At 39.9% G+C, this 21,344-nt stretch carries 18 protein-coding genes and 1 other RNA gene; 17 read left to right on the forward strand and 2 right to left on the reverse strand.

The window, feature by feature from the left end:
• Window positions 1-126: 126 nt before the first annotated feature.
• From rnr to MKX98_RS01540, 9 genes are all read left to right on the forward strand, one after another.
• Window positions 127-2,772 carry a ribonuclease R gene (rnr, locus tag MKX98_RS01500; protein WP_220686920.1) on the forward strand — a complete coding sequence of 882 codons (2,646 nt, stop codon included), beginning with the start codon at window positions 127-129 and terminating at the stop codon, window positions 2,770-2,772.
• Window positions 2,773-2,922: 150 nt separating this feature from the next.
• Entirely contained in the window at window positions 2,923-3,402 is a 480-nt protein-coding gene (gene smpB, locus MKX98_RS01505) for an SsrA-binding protein SmpB (RefSeq protein WP_071219562.1), read from the forward strand.
• A 264-nt stretch (window positions 3,403-3,666) separates the two neighbouring features.
• Window positions 3,667-4,031, forward strand: a transfer-messenger RNA (tmRNA) gene (gene ssrA / locus MKX98_RS01510).
• Window positions 4,032-4,262: 231 nt separating this feature from the next.
• The gene (locus MKX98_RS01515; RefSeq protein WP_339221004.1) at window positions 4,263-6,842 is read left to right on the forward strand and encodes an N-6 DNA methylase; all 2,580 of its coding nucleotides are present in this window, start codon (window positions 4,263-4,265) and stop codon (window positions 6,840-6,842) included.
• Between the two features lie 563 nt (window positions 6,843-7,405).
• The gene (locus MKX98_RS01520; RefSeq protein WP_339221006.1) at window positions 7,406-9,061 is read left to right on the forward strand and encodes a DUF262 domain-containing protein; all 1,656 of its coding nucleotides are present in this window, start codon (window positions 7,406-7,408) and stop codon (window positions 9,059-9,061) included.
• 1 nt (window position 9,062) lies between these two features.
• Window positions 9,063-11,231 carry a DUF262 domain-containing protein gene (locus MKX98_RS01525; protein ID WP_339221008.1) on the forward strand — a complete coding sequence of 723 codons (2,169 nt, stop codon included), beginning with the start codon at window positions 9,063-9,065 and terminating at the stop codon, window positions 11,229-11,231.
• 228 nt (window positions 11,232-11,459) lie between these two features.
• A complete protein-coding gene (gene radC, locus MKX98_RS01530; protein WP_339221010.1) occupies window positions 11,460-12,056 on the forward strand; it encodes a DNA repair protein RadC in 597 nt (198 codons plus the stop codon).
• 34 nt (window positions 12,057-12,090) lie between these two features.
• Window positions 12,091-12,276 (forward strand): hypothetical protein, encoded by a 186-nt coding sequence (locus MKX98_RS01535; RefSeq protein WP_339221012.1) that lies wholly within the window; start codon window positions 12,091-12,093, stop codon window positions 12,274-12,276.
• Between the two features lie 2 nt (window positions 12,277-12,278).
• Entirely contained in the window at window positions 12,279-12,413 is a 135-nt protein-coding gene (locus tag MKX98_RS01540; RefSeq protein ID WP_339221014.1) for a hypothetical protein, read from the forward strand.
• Between the two features lie 47 nt (window positions 12,414-12,460).
• Here the strand turns inward: MKX98_RS01540 and MKX98_RS01545 are convergent, their stop codons facing one another.
• Entirely contained in the window at window positions 12,461-12,811 is a 351-nt protein-coding gene (locus MKX98_RS01545) for a helix-turn-helix transcriptional regulator (protein WP_339221016.1), read from the reverse strand.
• Between the two features lie 193 nt (window positions 12,812-13,004).
• Here MKX98_RS01545 and MKX98_RS01550 point away from each other — a divergent pair, with 193 nt between their 5' ends.
• The 8 genes from MKX98_RS01550 to MKX98_RS01585 all read left to right on the forward strand — a co-directional run bounded on the left by MKX98_RS01550 (window position 13,005) and on the right by MKX98_RS01585 (window position 20,687).
• Window positions 13,005-14,006, forward strand: a complete 1,002-nt coding sequence (locus MKX98_RS01550; RefSeq protein ID WP_339221018.1) for a copper amine oxidase N-terminal domain-containing protein — start codon at window positions 13,005-13,007, stop codon at window positions 14,004-14,006.
• Between the two features lie 23 nt (window positions 14,007-14,029).
• Complete coding sequence (locus tag MKX98_RS01555; RefSeq protein WP_339221020.1) at window positions 14,030-14,476, forward strand: hypothetical protein; 447 nt, start codon at window positions 14,030-14,032, stop codon at window positions 14,474-14,476.
• A gap of 224 nt (window positions 14,477-14,700) precedes the next feature.
• Entirely contained in the window at window positions 14,701-15,945 is a 1,245-nt protein-coding gene (locus MKX98_RS01560) for a hypothetical protein (protein ID WP_339221022.1), read from the forward strand.
• 171 nt (window positions 15,946-16,116) lie between these two features.
• Complete coding sequence (locus tag MKX98_RS01565; protein WP_339221024.1) at window positions 16,117-16,650, forward strand: hypothetical protein; 534 nt, start codon at window positions 16,117-16,119, stop codon at window positions 16,648-16,650.
• Complete coding sequence (locus tag MKX98_RS01570) at window positions 16,647-18,407, forward strand: phage/plasmid primase, P4 family (protein ID WP_339221026.1); 1,761 nt, start codon at window positions 16,647-16,649, stop codon at window positions 18,405-18,407. Before MKX98_RS01565 ends, MKX98_RS01570 begins: the two co-directional genes overlap by 4 nt.
• Window positions 18,408-18,573: 166 nt before the next feature.
• Window positions 18,574-18,777 (forward strand): helix-turn-helix domain-containing protein, encoded by a 204-nt coding sequence (locus tag MKX98_RS01575; protein ID WP_339221028.1) that lies wholly within the window; start codon window positions 18,574-18,576, stop codon window positions 18,775-18,777.
• A gap of 65 nt (window positions 18,778-18,842) precedes the next feature.
• A complete protein-coding gene (locus MKX98_RS01580) occupies window positions 18,843-19,955 on the forward strand; it encodes a tyrosine-type recombinase/integrase (protein ID WP_339221030.1) in 1,113 nt (370 codons plus the stop codon).
• A 276-nt stretch (window positions 19,956-20,231) separates the two neighbouring features.
• Window positions 20,232-20,687 (forward strand): HNH endonuclease, encoded by a 456-nt coding sequence (locus MKX98_RS01585; RefSeq protein ID WP_339221032.1) that lies wholly within the window; start codon window positions 20,232-20,234, stop codon window positions 20,685-20,687.
• A 10-nt stretch (window positions 20,688-20,697) separates the two neighbouring features.
• Here the strand turns inward: MKX98_RS01585 and MKX98_RS01590 are convergent, their stop codons facing one another.
• Window positions 20,698-21,039: a hypothetical protein gene (locus MKX98_RS01590; RefSeq protein WP_339221033.1), complete on the reverse strand. Its 342-nt coding sequence runs from the start codon at window positions 21,037-21,039 to the stop codon at window positions 20,698-20,700.
• Between the last annotated feature and the right edge of the window lie 305 nt (window positions 21,040-21,344).

Raw genomic sequence — 21,344 nt, forward strand, 5'->3', positions numbered from 1 at the left:
ACATAGGTTAAGACGGTGTTCGGAAGGATACCGAGGATTAAATTCGTGTATACTAGGGTATGAGTATATGAAGGTAAAGAATGGATAGCGGAACGATGAAATTGCAGGTTCCCCGAGGTGATAATGATGATAACTGAAGAAATATTACTGAATTTTATGCGGGAAACTGCATACAAGCCGATGACGTACCAGGAATTGGAGCAGCATTTTGCCATTAAGGATGCCCATGAATTCAGGGAATTCTTGAAGCTGCTGAATGAGCTTGAGCAATCCGGAAAAATCATTCTGACCAGCACCCAGCGATATGGCGTGCCGGAACGGATGAATTTGCTGCGCGGACGACTGCAGGCTCATGCGAAGGGTTTTGCCTTTCTGATTCCTGATGATCGCGAGCACCCGGATGTGTACATTCATGCTAATGACTTGAAGAGTGCGATGAATGGAGATATCGTGCTTATCCGGATCAGTTCCCAAAGCAGCGACGGCGGCAAAATGGAAGGCGAAGTGGTCCGTATCGTGACGCGCGCCGTCACCCAAGTCGTGGGTGTATTCCAGAACCATGAAGCCTATGGCTTTGTGCTGCCGGATGACAAGCGGATCAACCGGGATATTTTTATTCCGAAGCATGCGATTAACGGAGCCGTTGATGGCGTGAAGGTCGTGGTGAAGCTGGTCAGCTATCCGGAAGGAAGAGCGGCGGCAGAGGGCGAAGTGGTGGAGATTCTGGGTCACAAGGACGATCCGGGCGTCGATATCCTGTCCATTATCCGCAAGCATCAGCTGCCAGAAGGCTTTCCGGAGGAAGTTCTGGCCGAGGCAGATGCAGCGCCGGATGCCATTTCGGAAGAAGAGATTGTACAGCAGGGACGCCGGGATCTGCGCGGCTTGAACATTGTGACGATTGACGGCGAAGATGCCAAGGATCTTGATGATGCGGTGAATGTGGAACGTCTGCCGAACGGGAATTACCGTTTGGGCGTTCATATTGCCGATGTCAGTTATTATGTCCGTGACCGCTCCGAGCTGGATAAGGAAGCTTACAATCGCGGCTGCAGTGTGTATTTGGTGGATCGGGTTATTCCGATGCTGCCGCACCGTCTGTCCAACGGCATATGCAGTTTGAATCCGCAGGTGGATCGTCTGACGATGTCCTGTGAGATGGAATTCAACGAGCAGATGAAAGTTGTGAAGCACGATATTTTCACGAGTGTTATTCGTACAAAAGAACGGATGACGTATAACAATGTACGTAAAATCCTGGTGGATGAGGATCCGGAGCTGATCGAGCGTTACAGTGACCTCGTGGAGGATTTCCGCTTGATGCGCGAGCTGGCGCTGAAGCTGCGGAATCGCCGGATGCGCCGGGGCGCGGTGGATTTTGATTTTGTGGAATCCAAAGTCATCGTGGATGAGAACGGCAAACCCGTGGATATCGTTAAAAGAGAGCGTTCCATCGCGGAGCAGATCATTGAGGAATTCATGCTGGCGGCCAACGAAACCGTGGCTGAGCATTTCCACTGGCTGAAAGTACCGTTCATCTACCGGATCCATGAGGACCCAGATCAGGAGAAGCTGCAGAACTTTATGGCATTCGCGGCCAATTTCGGGCATCAGGTGAAGGGACGGGGCAACTCGATCCATCCGCGTGCGCTGCAAAACCTGCTGGAAGCCATTCAAGGCACGAAGGAGCAAACGGTGCTCAGCACCATGATGCTCCGTTCGATGAAGCAGGCGAAATATGACGCGGAGAGCACGGGTCACTTCGGCCTTGCTGCGGAATATTATTCTCACTTTACGTCTCCGATTCGGCGTTACCCCGATCTGGTTATTCACCGGGTCATCCGGGAAGTGCTGGAGAACGGCGGCGCGCTCGATGAGAAGCGTCATGAGGTGCTGGCGGGCCGGATGGCTGACATCGCTCAGCAATCTTCGGAGCGCGAGCGTGTGGCCGTGGATGCGGAGCGCGATACGGAAGCGCTCAAGAAAGCCGAGTTCATGCTGGATAAAGTCGGCGAAGAGTTCGAAGGCATTATCAGCAGCGTGACCAGCTTCGGTATGTTCATCGAGCTGGAGAACACGGTCGAAGGCTTGATTCGCCTCAGCGCGATGACCGACGATTATTATCATTTCGATGAGGGCCATATGGCGCTCATCGGGGAGCGGACCTCGAAGGTATACCGCATCGGTGATGATGTGAAGGTTCGCGTGGCGAAGGTGAACATGGACGATCACACCATCGATTTTGAGATGGTGGATATGAAGCCGCGCCGCCAAGGGCGCGGCGAAGGCGACCGCGGCGGCAATGGCGGCCGCGGATTTGGTGCCCGCGACGGCGCAGCCCGCGGGGGTAAGGGCCGCGGCGGTAAGCGCGGCGCGGCTGAAGGCGGCGCGCCAGGCGGACGCCGCAAGGACAGCGCCGGCGGCCAGGGTGGCCGCGGCGATGCCCCGCCGAGCGGGCGTGGTGCGCGCGGTGGCGGTGAAGCAGCTGCTGGAGCTGGCGAGCAGCAGGCGTCGAACTTCGCCTTTGGCTCCGGCAAAGGCGGCTACAGCTCCGCCAGCGGCGGCGCCCTGGGATTTGACCGCAACGCGCGCTCCGGTGGCGCCGGCGGCAAGGGTCGACGCAAGAAGACGGCGGGCAGCGGCATTTTCATCGGCGAAGGTCCAACACCAGGCGGCAATACTGGTGGCAACTCCGGTGGCGGCGGTGGCCGCAAACGGAAGAGCAAGGGTGGAAACGGCACGGCCGCTTTTGTCCGCAAGAAGAAAAAGTAACATTCTCCTCCTGATCTGTCACTGGAGGCGCTTGCCCCACCTTGCTTTTGGAGGCTGACGTTTGATACAATGGACTTCTGGTGAGATTGCATTGGCGGTCTGCCGGAAGTCCTTTTTCCATTATCATTGTTGATGACAAGGGGTGAGACCATGGGTAAGAAAAGTGACGGGAAGGTTCTGGCCCAGAACAAAAAAGCTTCCCATGATTACTTCATCGAGGATACGTATGAAGCCGGGATGGTGCTGACCGGAACGGAGATCAAATCCATACGGAACGGCCGCGTCAATATCGGAGATGCATTCGCAACCATTCGGAATGGCGAGATCCATATCCATAACATGCATATCAGCCCGTTCGAGCAAGGGAACCGCAACAACCCAACGGATCCTACGCGGACACGGAAGCTGCTGCTGCACAAGGAGCAGATCCGCAAGCTGCTGGGCCTGTCCAAGCAGGACGGTTACGCGATCGTACCGCTGAAGATCTACGTTCGTAACGGCTATGCCAAGTTATTGCTGGGCCTCGGTAAAGGTAAGCGTCAGTACGACAAGCGTGCCGATGCCGCTAAGAAGGATGCACAACGCGATATCCAGCGTGCGCTGCGCGAGAAGCAGAAGATTGCAAGGTAATGGAGCAACTTGCCCGATGGCAGCTTTTAGCTGTGTTACCTGCAATGTATATATCATTTTGATGTAAAATGTGATATACTAAGTGATGTAAGAGAGATCAACAAGATCTTTGACAATCAGCATACAGCCTGCGTATTCCTTTCTTGGAGGGAAAGAATGCGCAATAGATGGACTGCTATGACTGAATACATTCTTTGATTTAATCCGATAGCCCTTTTTGGCAGGAACGCCAAGGTGCGAAGCACCGGCATTTCTCCAACTTAAGGGGGCGTTTTTGGATTCGACGGGGATAGTTCGGGCATGAGTAGCGGGTAGTGGGGACGCGTCCACTTCATCAACGCTAAAGCCAATTAAACGGCAAACAACAAAACAACTACGCTTTCGCAGCTTAATAACCTGTGAGCGTGCTCTCGCTCTGTATCGCCCATGTACCGGGATGAGGGCTCAACTTTAGTGGGATACGCTGTCTAGTCTCCGCCTGGGGCTAGCTGAAGAAGACAATCAGGCTGACCTGAAGGGAATCCGGTGACAGGGAGTTCCTAGGGTGACATCAAATCTGTCACTACACCCGTAGAAGCTTGTGTTGTCGTTATCTTCGGACAGGGGTTCGACTCCCCTCGCCTCCATACATAGAACCCGCTCGATGAGCGGGTTTTTTTATTGTTTATTTATAAAATGTAGTCAATAAGTAGACCTCTCATTCATTTCAGTTATTTTTCAATAATTATAGTTGTATATTGACACTTGCTTCACATGCTTGCTTTAGTATCTTATAATGAAGTACAAGGTTTTTTAAGAATGTTGGGTTATTAGTAAAGAAAAATATTTAGTATCCTACTATATAAATGAGGGTTAAAATTATGGCAATGGAAAAATTAACATTAGTATGTCCTATACGAGGTGTTTTAAAAGCGACAAAAAGAAGCAAGGACGGTCTAAGTCCAAGTGAAGAGTACGCACGTGTCGAGGCTATCAAATATCTAATAAAGCAAGGTTATCCGAAGGAGAATTTTAAAATAGAGGCTGTGATTAAAAAGTTTGGGAATAGTGGAAGGAATAGTTTCAGAGCGGATTTCATTGTCCTAGATAAACCTATTTCTTCGATTAGTAATGATATAGATGAATTACTGAAACATGCCTTATTATTATGTGAAGTAAAGAAAAATAATAATAATTTTGATTATGTTAAAAACACTCAAGTTAAACCTATGTTAGATTTTGCATTACAACAGAAAGTAATTGGATTATATTGGGATAACATAGAACAAAGGATTTTCTGGCAAGAATGGATTGATGGGAAAAAGGAGTTTAGAGAAGGTGCTTTAGCCCTCCTGCCTAAGTTTGGAATGCATGTCAATGTCAAACCTATAACAATTGAGGATACAAAACCAAGTGATTCCTTGTTAGACGTATTCGGACGGATTGAGGATATTTTGCATCAAGCATCTATAGATCCTGAACAGAGATATGAAGTTATACTCCAACTTATACTTGCAAAGTTATTTGATGAGCATGGACACTATGGAAGTGTTAATCCACTAGAGATTCAAGACTACAAACTTCTTGGGTATAAGGATGATACTGCGTTAGAGAAATTTAATGCTATTTTGGGGCGAGCCATTACTTACTATGAGAAGCATCTACCCAAAAGAATTAGTCCGCAAATAAATGTTAAACCAGCAGTGCTCACGGATATATTGAAAATATTGGCGCCTATAAAGTTAACAGCGTCCAAAAGGAATGTGGTTCAAACTTTCTACATGAAATTTGCTAAAGACTTATACAGATGGGATTTAGCACAATTCTTTACACCAACTACTGTTACAGACTTTATTATAGATGTATTAAATCCTCAGTTTGGTGAACATATTAAAGATCCTGCATGCGGTAGTGCTGACTTCTTAACTGCGGCTTTCCATAAAGGGAGGGTATTTGATCCAAATTATGCTGATTGTATATGGGGAGCAGACAATTCACTAAATGCGGTTCAAGTCTCGGTACTAAATATGCTCTTAAATGGCGATGGTAAAACTCATATAAGTCATGAGGACTCATTAGAGAATGTAAATAAATATAAAGATAAATTTGATATTCTAGTTTGTAACCCACCATTCGGAACAAGAATTATAGAAAAGCGTAAAGAAATATTAAATTTATTTGATTTGGGACATAATTGGGTACTAGATTCAAAAAATAAAAAGCTACAGAAAACGATTGAAACATTGAAAAGTCAAGAAGCAGGGATTTTGTTCATAGAGGTATGCATAAAACAAACTAAACCAGGAGGAAGAATTGCAATAATTTTGCCTAATGGATATCTAGGTAATCGCTCAATGAAGTACCAAATTATTCGTGAGTATATGTTAAGGTTTTGCAAAATTGTATCTATATGTTCTTTTCCGAGATTTACATTTAAAACTAGTGGTGCTGATGTAAGTGCGAGTGTAGTTTTCTTAGAAAAGCGCGAAACCCCTTTAACTAATAGCTCAGATGATGCTGACTATGACTTTAATGTCGAGATGATTCAAAATGTCGGTTGGGATGTTGGGAACAAAAGGGCAGAGCCAGTATATAGAAGAAATGAGGAAGATGGTAGTTTTATTATAAATAATAATGGAGAACGGATAATAGATGCTGATTTTGATCTTGCTCTAGAAGATTTAAGAAATAGTGATGTTGCAATACAATCACCTTGGCTTTTAGCAAATGATAGTCACACAGGAGAAGGGTGGTCCGTAAGCATAGGAGATGTTCTGAAAGATGAAACCTTGACTTTGGATCCCAAACGTTACTGTTCGAAATATTATAATTTACGAGAGGAAATTAAGAGTCAAAAGCATGTTAGATTAGGTGATATTGTTGAAGTTATTCCTCAGTTGAAAAAAGCAGATGGAAAGTCTGTTGCTGTTGATTCAAGGAAAAAATATAAATATATTGAAATTCAAGATATAGGATATGGCGAGTATAGAAGTGTTGAGTATAGAGGGTGGGAGTTACCCGATAGAGCAAAACATTTTGCAGAGCCAGGAGATTTGTATATAGGATCTATTTGGGGGAGTGTTCAAAAATGGTGCCTTATAGGGCCTGAAGCGGATAATTATGTAGTTACTAATGGTTGCTATAGACTCAGGGTTATTCCTGGAAAAGAAAACTATCTACTTGATTTAATTGTTACCTTATCTACAGAGCTGTATGCAACTCAGATGAGGGCATTAGCTAGAGGTTCAGATGGATTAGCTGAGGTTGCTGAGGTGGATCTCATAAATGTATTAATTCCAGTTATTGAAGATAAGGAGAGACGGGAACTGATACAACCTTTTGTTGATAATCTACTGAGCGGTAAGCAAAGCTTGAAGAATTTAATTGAAACAATGGTTGAAAATAAGGATATAGAAGTACCTAGTCCTCCAAAACGTCCTAACCACACAGTGCTAGTTTAATTTCGTAGGTAATTTATATTTGACCGAATGCAAGGAAATCCTTGCATTCTTTTTTTATATTAGCTTAATTATGAAAGCAAATATAAATGGAAAAATTATTAACAGTCTGTGGATAACTATGTTGATAACTAGTTGATAACCACTAGAAAGTGTTGATAATTTTTATTATTTTCTGAAGGAGGAATAGTCTACTTTGCATACTTGATTTTAATATTTTCAGGTTTGATCTCACATTGTTTATTGATAAGGAAATGACATTACAAGTATTTCCTTTGCATGGTAGAATATTATAAAAAGAGGTTTAAACATACCATTATGAATGGGGGGCTATTAATTAGTTTAAAGGATGTAGAAAACTATAATGCAATTAATCTAGGTAATTGAAAATATAAAAAATTATACTTCATTTAACTGAAGATATCATTGATTATAAACAATATGTCGATTGTCGATACCAGGGGCATTAGAATACAAATAAGGATGGTTTGTCATGATGATAGGACAGGAACGGTTAACGATCCATCTCAAAGGAATTAAAACTTGTATAGGGGAGGCGCCCGAGTATGAGCAGCAGGATTCAACTGAAAACGATTAATGAGCTTCGTAAAGCTACTTCATTTTTTATTCCCTCTTATCAGAGGGGCTATCGTTGGGATGAACAGCAGGTGTTGAATTTGCTTGATGATATTTATGATTTCATGCAATCTGGCTCGTCTGAATTCTATTGCTTACAGCCGATAGTAGTGCGGGAGTGTGACGGTCAGGCTGACTCTGGGCACAGAGAATATGAAGTTATCGATGGGCAGCAGCGATTAACTACAATAAAAATCATCTTGTCTTATCTAAGAAGAGCGAATTACTCAATCACTTATGAAACACGCACGGATAGTGAAGATATTCTGGATCGTCTAGATAATGCGGAAGATCATAAAAATATCGATTACTATTTCTTCAAGAAAGCGTATGATACTGTGAAAGAATGGTTCAATCGGCCACGTGAGAATAAAGAAACCTTGGAAGATGAATTTCATATCGCTCTAGGTAAAAGCGTAAAAGTTATTTGGTACGAGGTTGATGCTACAATCGAGGTTCGGGAAGTTTTCAGTCGTCTGAATATAGGTAAAATTCCACTTACGAATGCTGAGCTTATTAAGGCGCTCATCTTAACATCAGACGAAAAACGTAAGCTGGAGCGAGCGAATGAATGGGATTCGATTGAGCGCAAGCTTAGAAATGATCAATTATGGTACTTCGTTAATCCGAGGAAAGATTACTCCAGTCGGATTGAGTTGTTGTTTGACCTGTATACGAAGAATACGAAGACTATCAGCTCAGACAAGTTTTTCACGTTTTATGAAATTCAAAAGCAACCGATTTTGGGCGATGTGTGGCAGGAAGTTAAGAGGTACCTCGCGTTACTTGAGGAATGGTTTGAGGATCGAGAATTATATCACTATATTGGCTACCTCACGCAGCGAAGACATATTGGAGAAATCATCGATCTCTATGATAAACCTGAAACCAACGACAAACACGCCTTCCGGACATCCTTGAAACAACAACTGTACGAACAAATTGAAGGAATCGACATTAGCCAGTTGCAGTATGGAGCGGATAATGATCGAATTAAGAATGTTTTACTCTTGTTTAATATTGCAACGACACTGACGCAAAAAAACCATGAGGCACGATTCCCTTTTGATGCGTATTCTAAGGGCAGATGGAGCATTGAACATATTCACGCTCAAAATACAGAAGGGCTACGAACGAAAGAGCAATGGCAGGCTTGGATTCGTGATTCAATTGGGCTCTTTGAGCAGTTGAACGAGCCCTCTGACGAAGCAATTTTAACAAAGCTTAAAGCTCGCCTAAACGATCCCAATCTGTCTCAGAATGAGTTTGACGATCTTTTTGTAGAGATTTTAAATGAAACCGAGGAACGGTTTGGAATAGATCTAAATACGATTGATAACTTGGCATTACTTGACCAAGGGACAAATAGTGCCTTGGGCAATCACTTCTATCCTGTAAAATATAAAAAGCTGCTTGAGTACGACAAGAAGGGACATTTTATTCCTATCTGCACTCGGAACGCATTTATGAAGTATTACAGTGAAAAGGTTGACCATTTCCAGTTATGGAGTGAGTCTGATCGTAGCGGATACCTGCTGGCAATAGAACAGTCATTTGAAATCTTCAAAGAAAAGGGGATTGGATGAGATGAATCCACCGGACACATTCTGGCAGCTCTTAAATCAGTATAAAATTCGCATTCCAATGATTCAGCGTGATTACGCGCAGGGTCGCAGCGATGAGAAGACGAGAGAAATTCGTGAGCTGTTATTAGAAAATATAAAGGAAGCACTTCTTGAAAAGAAAAGGTTGGATTTTGATTTCGTGTACGGGTCGGTTCGTGGAGATGAGCTTTTCCCGCTAGACGGCCAGCAGCGATTGACAACGCTTTTCCTTCTCCACTGGTATTTTGCGGTCAAGGAGAACACAAACGTGTCGGGTATCATGGTGAATTTCTCATATGAGACTAGGATCAGTGCGCGTGACTTCTGCGAACAACTTGCGAAGCAGAAAATTTCTTTTGACGATTTTTCTTTTAATACTCCATCATCTGTGATCCGCAACAAGAAATGGTTTCAGCACCATTGGCAAGTGGACCCCACGGTCGAGGCAATGCTTATTATGTTAGACGCTATACACGAGTCTTTTTGTGAAGTGGATCAACCTGTTATGGAAAGCCTCACCAGTAGCGAGTCTCCTATCACGTTCAGTTTTCTGGAATTGGAACACTTTGGATTAAGTGATGAGTTATATATCAAGATGAATTCTAGAGGCAAGCCACTCTCCACCTTCGAAAATTTCAAGGCACTATTCGAGCAGGTGCTTGAGAAAAACGGCTTTGTTGAAGAGAGTAAGCAATTTTCTTTCCAGATCGAGCAGGAGTGGACAGACTTACTTTGGGACTATCGTGACGAGGATAATACGATTGATCGAGCTTTCATGCGGTTATTTACTTTTATCAGTAGTGCCCTATATCTCAAATCTAATCCGTTTGTAAGAAACTCGAACATTATTTCTCAGGATTTTAGCAGATTTCATGATTTGGCATCTGTTTATAATAAGAAAGAGAATGTCTCTTTTTTGTTTGAAGTTCTATCTCTATGGAAGAACCGAGACGATATTCATCAGCAGTTTGATGAGATCTTCAAGGAGCTTCCTTTATTTAGTAGCGATATTCAATTAATGGACAAGTGTTTAAACAACTCATTGCAATTAGACGAACGAGTGCTCTTATATACCATCATAGTCAAGAAGATCGCTAAGCAGGAAGCGGATCTGACCGACACAATACTCATTATTCGAAATTTACTTATTCGTGTTCGGCAAGGCAACAGTGGTGTATATAACAGTAACCTACGTGTAGAAAATCTCGGATCAATTCTGTGCGGGATTGACCAGATGGTGAACTCTAACAAATCCGTTTATGAGATGTTGCTGGAGGTATCAACCTTGTCTGGTTTCGCAAGCTCAAGTTTGGAGCAGGAAAAGGAAAAGGCTAAGATCATTTGTAAATATCCTGAGTGGAAGCAGGCACTTCACGCACTGGAGGATATGCCTAGACTAAAAGGAGCGGTTCATCAATGGCTTGATGCCTTTTCTGCATATCCATACAAGTTGACCGAAATACTCGTGGAGCTCGATAAGTTAAGTGCTTCGCTTGTTTCCCGTGCTATGTTATCAATAGGTTCGTATCACGTACAAATTGGATGGAGCAATTTGGGGCCTAGGTATCTTCTTGGTGGAAAACGAGCAAACCGCGAATATTTGTGGACACTTTCCGACAACTCTCTTAAGCCGCTGTTCACGAGCTTTATCGTAGCTTTGATGAATGCAAGCGGTCAGTCCTTGAAGGAAAAAGTCGAGTCTCTTATTAATCCTTCCGGTAAATGGACGCCCGAGGATTGGCAATACTATTTCATTAAGTATGATATGATGTTAAAGGACAGTCATCAGGTTTATACAAACAGTGGCCCTAATCGCACCTTCGATATTGAGCGGCTAACTGGAATTAATCTTCAAGCGGAGCATATCAATCCTTTTTATGAAGCCGTTATCGAGCTAATCGGTGATAGTTCAATTTGTAGAATGGATGACTGTATCAAGAGGTTATCTGAACGAAGCGAGATTCGAACAACAAATAATGCAGTTTTCAGAGTTGACGGCTCTAGCTGGACTTATCAGGTTGCTCCCGGTATTAAAGCTGAGCTTGACCGGTACGCTGAGTCCTTAAAGGGATATGACATAGTAGAGACAGGTTATGCCCTCGTAATGAAGGCGCATGAATTATCCACTCAATCGTACCTAATTAAGAATTAATTCACTGAAGTGGTAACAAGATTGGTGGTAAAAAATGTGTAAAGACCGTTTCCGCATAAGATAATAGATCTAAAAGCTACTCATGAATATAAATGCTTCTATTTTAAGTTTCAATGCAGTTCGTAGTAAGGTCAATGAATATAAGTATATATTATAGATAAGAGTAAAGAGCCGACTTTAAAGTTCGGCTCTTTACTCTTATTTATATTAAAGGAGATATAGATATATATGAATACGGATATTAAAAAATTGATTAGCGAGACACTAAGAGAAAAACAGGATAGTTATCTTATTCAGGAACTGTTTAAACGATTTCCCACGAAAAGTCAACTTGTAAATGTTTCGGAGCAACAGTTACTCAATATAAAAGGGATTCATATTGATAAAGCACGTCAGATTCTTGCGTTATTAAAGCTCTCGAAAGTAATGTATACACAAGATAATCAGCAGGAATTAATTCAAAAACCGAAAGATGTATATGATTATTTACAATCTGAGCTTAGATATCATACTAAGGAACATTTCGTTAGTCTTTTCTTAAACACCAAAAACCGCCTCATCTTTAAAGAGACGATCTCTATTGGCTCACTAAATGCTGCCGTAGTGCATCCCAGAGAAGTGTTCAAAGAAGCTATCAAGCATTGTAGTGCGTCTATAATTTGCTCTCATAATCATCCGAGTGGCGATGCAACACCATCGAGTGAGGACATAAATATTACTAAACGGCTAGTTGCTGCTGGGGAGATTATAGGAATTGAGGTTCTAGATCACGTTATTATCGGTGATAACCAGTTTTACAGTTTAAAAGAACATGGATATATCTAAAGTTCCTGAAACATGAGAAAGGAGGTGATACAGAATGACCCAAGAGAGCAATAAAGTTACTAATGCAGCTATTACTGCATGCGGAATGCTCGGAGGAGGTGGGCTAGGTGCAGGATTAGGAAGTTTGATATTTCCTGGGCCGGGTACTGCAATTGGATACTTAATGGGAGTTGGAATTGGGGTAATTGCTAGCCAAAAATTTAATGATAGGCAGGGGTGATCATGAATCATAATAAAACTGACATTGCGAAAGAAGCGGCGAAAGATGCAATAATTATAACAATTGAAAACAAATTTGATATTTTGAAGACAGCAGTTGAACTATCTAAGAAGTATGGTAATTCTAAGGAAAAGTGAACAATGAAATTTATATTGTAGAGAAGTGCGGATGGTTCACAAGATCCTCACTTCTCTTTTTTATCTTTAAACACTAAAAGCTGAATGATGATCTTATAAATGTCCTCCTGTTCTTCATTAGTTCGGTGACTTAACTCAAAAATAATTTTTTCTAAGTAAGTTGTGTTAGTTTTTTGTAATTCATCTGGATTCGATTGAAATAACTCTTCTACTTTCACTTCTAGAGCACTAGCTACTTTTTCAAGACTGCTAATAGTAGGACTTTTCTCAGCGCGCTCTATTTGCCCTAAAAAAGAGGGATTAATACCAGCTCGAAGGGCAAGCCTCTCCTGACTTAACCCTTTGCTTTGTCTTATTTCACGGATGTTTTCTCCAACTATAGTTGAAATGCGACTCATAACCTCACCCTATTTTCTTCTGTGACTGTAAGAAAAACATATTCGGTTATGTAGACTTACTCAACGCACTATAGACATTAAAATAAATAACTCCTATAGACATTGATAATTCACTACTTATTACCTATAATTGGATTGGTATATAGGTTATGCTACCTATATGTTTGATGATAATAATAGAAGAGGTGTATTTATGAGAAGAATCAAAAAGTCTTTAGTGGCAATACTTCTAAGCGCTAATTTGTTTGCTTTGACTGGAGGAACCGTTTTAGCGGATGATGAACTGTATACGCCTAGTGGTAAACAAATAATTTTACAGGTAGGGAATCAATACATGCTTGTAAACGGTGAGCGTATAAAGGTTGACATTGAAACGAATACCGCACCTGTTAGCAAGAATGGAATCACTTACTTACCCCTGAAATCTCTGATAAAAGAGTTAGGTGGTACAATCGCGTATGATCCCAAGACGAAGAAAACAATTATTAAACTGGATAATGAAATAATTGTGCTCACTGTTGGAAGTAGAAATGCCATCATTAATGGGGTGTCAAAAAAAATTAATGCGGCACCAATAAATGAAAAAGGAAGAACGTTGATCCCACTACGTGTTGTCTCCGATAATTTGAAACTAAGACTAAATTGGGATCAAGTTAATAAAAGAATTAATTTGTATCATGGTGGTGAGGAAAGATGGTATGAAGGAAACCATGTTGAAAAAATATCGTCAAAATACGGTATGTATACAGATCAAACCATTGGTTATACATTAAATTACTTATTAGAGTGGGGTAGTCCCCTCGTTATTCAAAAGAAGGACACTCTAGAAACTGTATTTTATGAATCAAAAAATGCCAAAATATCATATTTTTTTAATTTTATGAAATCCATACATGATGATGAGTATGGGATGATACTAGATGAGAGTTATGAAGGATTTATGGAAAGAAAGGATATCATTTATAGCGATTCCATTATAGATGAACTTTTAATACCGTCTGCTGACCGAGCATATCTTGTAACAAATGTAAGTGATGTTAAGGGCACAGTTTTTATAGTGATTTTCAAGGAAGATCAAGTGGGGATTTTTGAAATTGCGATTGATCCGCAAATCACTCTCAAAGAGACCCAGGATATTGATGCATTCATAGAGCTACTTTTATCTACATTCAATCTTGATTCTGCGGTAGGTTAGATGGAGGAAACGAGGTATGATAGATGGTTAGAAAGAATCTATTCTTATTGGTGCTTGTCTTATTACTAAGTGCATGTAGCAATGAATCTGAGCGAGCAGCGAAAGATATAACGACCAGTGTGCAAGACCAATTAAATAACAAAAGAGACCAAGATAATAAAAATGTGCTGGCTGTTAAGGGAGGGGAACTGCAAGATTACCCTGATTCTACTATTGGGGATGCTTTCACAGAATTTTTTAGAGATCCTACATGGAAGAATTTCAAGGCTGCTACAGGAGAGAATGTGGTGGAATTTACAGGGTATATGATATATGAAAATACAACAGTTAAAGCCAGGTTACAGTTCCTTTTAAGCGACGAAGATTTTTTTGAAGTTGGTGCACTCTCTTTTAATGATGTTCCTCAGAATACTTTGATGACGAATTCATTGCTAGCCAAGATATTTGAGAATTACGAATCATCGGAGTAAGACACGGAAATCATAATCAGAATTGAAGGAGTTATTGAAAAAAGCGTAATAGGCCAATAGGTCTGTTACGTTTTTTTACCAGTAATAAGAAATTCTAAAAGGATTACGTTCATGTTTATTAATACTCGAAGACCTTCCGATATACCCTTTAAAGAGTAATGAAACTTAGCCGTTAGGTAAACCCATTATCCGACTATACAATAATAATAGAAGTAGGTAATCAGATGCACTTATCTCAACAACTTAAATCCAAGTTAATTGATGTATTGGGCTTTGAACTAAACTGGAATACAAAAAATAGCCCTGATTATGGATCTTTAATGAACACTATTAATATTGATGAGGCGGTACAACAGGAATTCGAAACTATACCGATAGACGATAAAAAAGTTAGCCAGACACTAAAAAAACAAGCGCTTCACCAATGGAGACAAGAAATAATTAATGAAATTTTACAGTCAGACTATATTGATATTTTGCAAGAGTATCAGGATGAAAACATAGATGCAGATGATGAACTTACTTTTGGAGATCTCCTTGACGATTTATTCATAACAAATGCAGAAGACTTTAGTCAGTTATATGGCGATAGAATTACTGATAGTTTCAAAAGAGATGTAAGCATACATAAGGATATTGTTCGACTATTTAATAAAGAATCAAAATCAGGGTATTTGAAAAAGGAAGGATCTATCTCACTATTATTTTTTATCATTACTCAAAGATACAAGATTCCAACCACTAAGATCTCATCAAGAAGGAATAATTCTGATTACTTCCCTCTATTAAATACCGCAGAGATTTTTTTTGATATATTAGGAAAAGTAAAAGATGAGATGAACATCGTACAAGACAGTATTCAATTTGAGAAAAAGACGAACTTGATTTACACCTTTCAGGCAGCGTCTTTTCTTGATAAAGGAAATCGTAAAAATGAAAGGAATATTAAAGCAATCTCTACATTTTCGTTACTAGACGATTTGGGACTAAAATTTTATCTTATCGAGAATTTTGATTGGTGCTTAGATCATTCATTGTCTTCAACCAGTACTCTCTTTAAGTGGAAATACATTATCGTACCTTGTTTAGTTGAGTTTCTTAAAATAAATTTTGAACTCGATAACAAAAGATACTCTACTGAAGGCGAACTAGCTGCGGACAGTACTGAGAATAAAATAGAAAGAATAAAGAAAATTGGGAGATTATACTTTGTGCTGGAGGATCGATCCAGAAATGAGGAGATTTTATCGATAGCAGACAAAGTATTTTTAGAAGGAAGAAAGATGAAGAATAGTGATAATTTCCTAAAGGTGACACGTAGTTTAGAGAAGATGAAGAAATCGGTAAAAGCTTTAGAAGCAGACTTTAAGTCTCCTTTTGAAAAGGTCGCTTATGATGGTAAAGATATCGTTCAACTACTAGTATTTGAGAGAGCAAGAAAATACTTGTCTTCGATCAATCTAGACTAAATAAAAAAAATTATTCAAGGGACGCTTTACTTTAACTAAGCAGTTAAGTAAAGCGTCCCTTTATTTATAAGGCCTCTACTGTATTATCTGTCGGTTTTTTAAATCATACACTTTAAAAGCATATATTACACTCATTTTGTGAGCAGATAATATCAAAAGGAGTGTTTGAAATTGTTTAACAACATTAAGAAAAAGGAAATTGAGCTACTGGACAAAACAATTGATCTTAACGATCTGCAGATTCATAACTTAGATGATAGTAATTCAACTGTCCTTATTAACAAGAAGGTATTTAAGGAAGAGAACCTCTTTATTGGGATCTCTAATGAGGATGTACATGAGCTTAAAGTTCATCACTTGAATCAGAATCTTTCATTTGGAAATGAGGGGCTTTTGCGAGTTATCTGTGATATCAGAAAAAAGGATGATATCAAGTTACTTGTCACTGTAGGTGAGAGGGAATGTCTGGAGCTTTCTAATAGTAGCGATGATGAGAGTCTCTTAATAATATTATTAGAGACAAAAGATTTCCTTCAATTCTTACTTTATGATGGTAAGTTAGACCAGAAGGTATGTCGTACACTCGTCATTGATGAGAAGAGCAAAGATTCACTGAGATGCATCGCATTCAGCATTATAGAAAGAAATTTCAAGGGTTTCTATAAGAAGATTAGTGAGCCCTGCAAAACGGAGGTCTTCAAATGATTGAGAGCGGAAATAATCCTCCATTAGACGATGACGATTTTATTGTAGTTTTTAATGAAATTCATGGCTCTTCACATAAACCGTCGTTGGCTGAATTTGAATTCAAAGGTGAATCTAACGAAGTCGAGGCATATCTAACTAAAGGTATTATTGAACTTGATCGGATTTCTAGCTTTGAGGAGCAAGAGTTCGCAAATGAACTTGATCAAAGTTATTTTGAGGAAAATTGTATTGGACTCGATCAGTCATACCAATTTGCCTCAAATCAAGCTGATAACACTTATCTTACTGAAAACAGCGTAGTACTCGATCAGACCGAATTTATTGAGAATGAGCAATTATCAGATCATGTAGGTACTACAGCCAATGTTTGTAGAAGCTTAAATGATTTTACGGACTCAAATCAAGTTTCAGCGCAAGAAAGAGAATCAAGAAAAATGAATATTGAGTACGACATTTCAAAATACATCTCAAATAGATACATCATCAGATGCACTAACAAAAGGGTGTTTCTCTATGATCATCAATATGGGACATACAATGAATTGTCGGAATCAGATATGAGCGTTTTTATCCGCAGCAATGTTTCAGATTCTATGGATAGGAAATTAAATAAAAGTAAGATGCTTGAAATAGCGTACAGAATTGAAAGTGATCCTCAGTTACAGATTAATTTCGAAGATTTCAACAGACACAATAGTCTCATTAATTTTAGAAACTGTGTGTATGACACTGATTCTAGAGAAACGTTGGAGCATAAAGCAGAGTATTTATTTACTCACTATGTCGATGCTGACTACAATCCAAATCATCAAGGACTAATGGTCATCCCCCCTAATGGGGGAGTGGGTCGAGCAAGAGGAGTATTTAATCAATTTCTTCAAGACTCTACCCAAGGGGATTTGCAGAAAATAAAGTCTCTTCAAGAGCTAACAGGGTATATTATCAGCAATTATTGCAATGCAAAAAAATTCTTCATCCTCATTGGTCAAGCTCACACAGGCAAATCCTTGTGGTTGGGTCTTTGGAGAGAATTAGTAGGGGCTAAACACACTACCGCTATAACGCTGAAACAATTAGGGACCAACAGATTTATGACCGCTGAACTATCAAATTCCAGACTGAATATTTCTCCTGAAATGAATGAGGAGGGCAGTTTAAAAGGGATCGATGTTATTAAAGCATTAACCGGCGGTGATTTGATATCAGCTGAAAAAAAGGGGAAAGACCCGTTCTTTTTCTACGGGAAAACTAAATTAGTTTCTGCAGGTAATCACATGCCGGAACTGGATAAGCCTGATTCAATGTCTGCCTTAACAGATAGAATGATGTTCTTGCTGTTTAATCAGTCGATTCCAGAAGAAAAAAGAGATAAGGATCTTATGAATAAGCTGCTATTAGAAACTGAATCAATAGTTACCTGGGCAATAGAAGGTCTTCATAGGCTAAAGGAGCAGAACTTTGTTTTTACAGAGAGTGATGATGCTTTAAGGTTTAAGGCACAATATATTTCTGACATGAGCATAACTGACTTTATTAACGATGAGTGTCTACTTAATCTGAACAATCCAGAATACAAGGTTCATAGAAAAGATATTTATTCAGCTTACTTAAGACATGCCAGGGATAATCAGAGTAGTATTTTAAAAAACAAAGACTTTTTTGCTGAACTCACAAAGCTTGGTGTGGAATCAACTAAGTTAAGAATTAATGGTTCGACTCCTCTCCAAGGATTTAGAGGCATTAAACTCAAATGAATAAGCTTTATACTATGGCTACGTTGGCTACGTTCGCTGAACGTGCCGTTATTAAGGCGATCTGAGTAGTGAGAACGTAGATTATTAAATTCTACATGTAACTACTTCCATCTACGTCAACCGACAATTTATAAATATATATTATCTAAATAATGGGGGAAAAGATATGGGTGCAACATATGAGGGAAAGTCATTTTATACGGTATCTGATTTATGTGATATCTTACCTATCGGCAGGAACGGGGTATACAAACTAGTCAATAAAAACGACTTTCCGAAAATTGTTGTTGGTAGACGTATTATTGTTCCCGCTGCAAAGTTTTGGTCATTTATAGAAGAGAATTTAGAAAGCCCTATTATTCTCGAATAAATTTAGTAAACAAGAAGGGCGGGTTCCAGTTCTCTGTTTTTCTTGTTAAAGGAGTTGGTATATCATTGGCTGGGAGCTTTCAGAAGATTGGAAAAAAGTATAGAGTGACACTTGAGCTTGGATTTGATGCCACAGGGAAAAGAATGAGAAAATATCAAACAGTAACCACAGAGAAGGAAGCAAAAACAATACTCAACGAATTTAATTACAAAAAGCAACGTAACCTGTTAGTTCATACTCCAAAGATGTCTATGGAGCAATTCCTTGAGAATTGGATGGATAACTATGTGAAATACAATTGTGAAGCTACTACCGAGTACGGATATCGTAATATTATAAAGCATATAGTTCACTATATGGGGACGGTGGAATTAGAAAAGCTTCGTCCAGATCACATTCAGAAATATTATAAACATCTTATGGATGACAAAAAACTTTCCCCTAACACTGTACATAAACATCACGCAATTATACGAAAAGCACTTGATTATGGCGTGAAACAGCAGTATGTGTATGGGAATATAGCTGATCAAGTGAGTTTGCCTAAGAAATTAAAATTTGAAGGTCAGTCATACACTAAGGAACAGTTGAAAGTACTTCTAGCGGCAGCTAAGAGCACTAAGTTGGAAGTCCCCATTTATTTGGCTGGATTGCTAGGGTTAAGAAGAGAAGAGATCGTTGGCTTGAAGTGGAAATACGTCGATTTAGAAAACAGATGCCTTCATATCCATGAAGTTAGAACTAGTGCAGGGAAAGAAACAATAGTGAAAGCCCCTAAGACGGAAAAAAGTAGAAGAACACTATATATCGACGATGATCTATACGAGATACTGATTGCTCATCAATCTGTACAATCTGAATGGAGACAGAGATTGGGGAATGCCTATATTGATACCGATTATGTATATACCAAAGAAGATGGTAGACCTTATCGTGTGAATTCTGTGACAGAACAATTTAGCGCATTCTTAGCAAAGAATAAACTGCCAAAAATCAGATTGCACGACCTACGTCATACATGGTGTAGTATACTGTATAATGAGGGAGTCTCATTGAAATCAATTTCCGAGGCAATGGGTCATTCCGAGATAGGGACAACAAGTAAGATATATGCACATTCATTTGATAAAATCCATAAAAACGCAGTAAGTGTCATTTCAAAAGTTATCAAAGAATGAAAATGAGTATTTGTCTACAAATAGACATTGTGTAGACAAACCAGCTAATACACCGTAACACGTAGAGGTAATTAACTGCGCCATAGTAAGCTAATTCCTTGGTTTTATAACGATTAAAAGACTGTTTAAAATCATATAAAACGGATTAAAAGATGGAGGACAGGGGTTCGACTCCCCTCGGTTCCATCATAATGAACACCATCCGCATGAGGATGGTGTTTTTGTTTTATATTAATACTATAGGGTAGAACATGTCGTACAGATGGAGTGAAATCGATGAATCATAGTCATGATGGAGAGGAACCATTGATAACGGTACTCAATATGGATGGTCAACAACTAACACCATGTTTACCCCATCGGGCTTGGCGGGAAGTTGAGCGATCGCGAGCTGTCTGGATTGATGAGCAGACGATCCAATTGCTTTATAATCCATTCTTATTTCGGGACTATCGAAAAGCTGCACTGAAACGAGATCATCACACTTGTTTGTGGTGCGGACGACACGCTACGACAGTGGACCATATGATCCCCTCAAGCAAAGGCGGCTCGGATCTTCCGCTAAACCTGATCGCTTCATGCAGCGAATGCAATACGAAACGAGGAAACCGTTCTGCATTGTCCTATCTCAAAGAAAACGCACACTCTGTTCCAAATCTTATGAAGCTTTGCTGGCGTATCTTTCTAGCTAAATACAGACATCGACAAATGAAAAAAGGGCCACTTGAGTAAAGGCTTAGATTTATGATTTGGGAATCGTGATGCAGTGAGCTTCAATGATCGCAGCCGATTGTTGACGATCGAATTGATGGTTAACCATATCCAATGTAAAATTTTCGGCTTTCTTGCATCCATCTTGTAGTGCAGGCCATAAAAGCGTGATCGTCATCGTCAAAGTATCCATGAAGTCCGCACGTATTCCTTTAGGTAAGGAGACCTTTGTTAACTTCTTAATAATGATTTCTCTTGTGGCTGGACTAACCTCAATACTGACAGTGTTGCCTTGATCCAGTCCAATTTGCTTCAAAACATCAGTCATGGTTATACCGAGGCTGTTGCCGAATTTGGTCACTTTCCGTTCCATCTGAATCATCCTGTTCATTACATGCTCAAACATCGAGAAAACGTCAGAAATAGAAGCGATTAAATAATGAGGGCTTCAGAGTCTTCGTAAATAAATTTATATTCACAGAGGGAAAGATAATATAAGTTTGCAAAGCAAGACACCTCACTCAAAGAGTGTCAAATGCACGTTATCCTGAAGAAGGACCTACAGGTCCTTCTTTTTTTGCTTTCTTTTTTTCTGACATTTGTCATAACCGGCTTGTGACAACCCACACTAATTGGTTCTCGCGCTTTTTCAATATAATGAGGACATCAAGTAACGAA

This window comes from Paenibacillus sp. FSL W7-1332, assembly GCF_037969785.1.
Classification (GTDB): Bacteria; Bacillota; Bacilli; order Paenibacillales; family Paenibacillaceae; genus Paenibacillus_AQ.

Bases quoted from the DNA above. Each gene is read 5' to 3' on its own strand.
- rnr (WP_220686920.1), top strand. From the start codon at position 127: ATGATAACTGAAGAAATATTACTGAATTTTATGCGGGAAACTGCATAC.
- smpB (WP_071219562.1), top strand. From the start codon at position 2,923: ATGGGTAAGAAAAGTGACGGGAAGGTTCTGGCCCAGAACAAAAAAGCT.
- MKX98_RS01515 (WP_339221004.1), top strand. From the start codon at position 4,263: ATGGCAATGGAAAAATTAACATTAGTATGTCCTATACGAGGTGTTTTA.
- MKX98_RS01520 (WP_339221006.1), top strand. From the start codon at position 7,406: ATGAGCAGCAGGATTCAACTGAAAACGATTAATGAGCTTCGTAAAGCT.
- MKX98_RS01525 (WP_339221008.1), top strand. From the start codon at position 9,063: ATGAATCCACCGGACACATTCTGGCAGCTCTTAAATCAGTATAAAATT.
- radC (WP_339221010.1), top strand. From the start codon at position 11,460: ATGAATACGGATATTAAAAAATTGATTAGCGAGACACTAAGAGAAAAA.
- MKX98_RS01535 (WP_339221012.1), top strand. From the start codon at position 12,091: ATGACCCAAGAGAGCAATAAAGTTACTAATGCAGCTATTACTGCATGC.
- MKX98_RS01540 (WP_339221014.1), top strand. From the start codon at position 12,279: ATGAATCATAATAAAACTGACATTGCGAAAGAAGCGGCGAAAGATGCA.
- MKX98_RS01545 (WP_339221016.1), bottom strand. From the start codon at position 12,811: ATGAGTCGCATTTCAACTATAGTTGGAGAAAACATCCGTGAAATAAGA.
- MKX98_RS01550 (WP_339221018.1), top strand. From the start codon at position 13,005: ATGAGAAGAATCAAAAAGTCTTTAGTGGCAATACTTCTAAGCGCTAAT.
- MKX98_RS01555 (WP_339221020.1), top strand. From the start codon at position 14,030: ATGGTTAGAAAGAATCTATTCTTATTGGTGCTTGTCTTATTACTAAGT.
- MKX98_RS01560 (WP_339221022.1), top strand. From the start codon at position 14,701: ATGCACTTATCTCAACAACTTAAATCCAAGTTAATTGATGTATTGGGC.
- MKX98_RS01570 (WP_339221026.1), top strand. From the start codon at position 16,647: ATGATTGAGAGCGGAAATAATCCTCCATTAGACGATGACGATTTTATT.
- MKX98_RS01575 (WP_339221028.1), top strand. From the start codon at position 18,574: ATGGGTGCAACATATGAGGGAAAGTCATTTTATACGGTATCTGATTTA.
- MKX98_RS01585 (WP_339221032.1), top strand. From the start codon at position 20,232: ATGAATCATAGTCATGATGGAGAGGAACCATTGATAACGGTACTCAAT.
- MKX98_RS01590 (WP_339221033.1), bottom strand. From the start codon at position 21,039: ATGGAACGGAAAGTGACCAAATTCGGCAACAGCCTCGGTATAACCATG.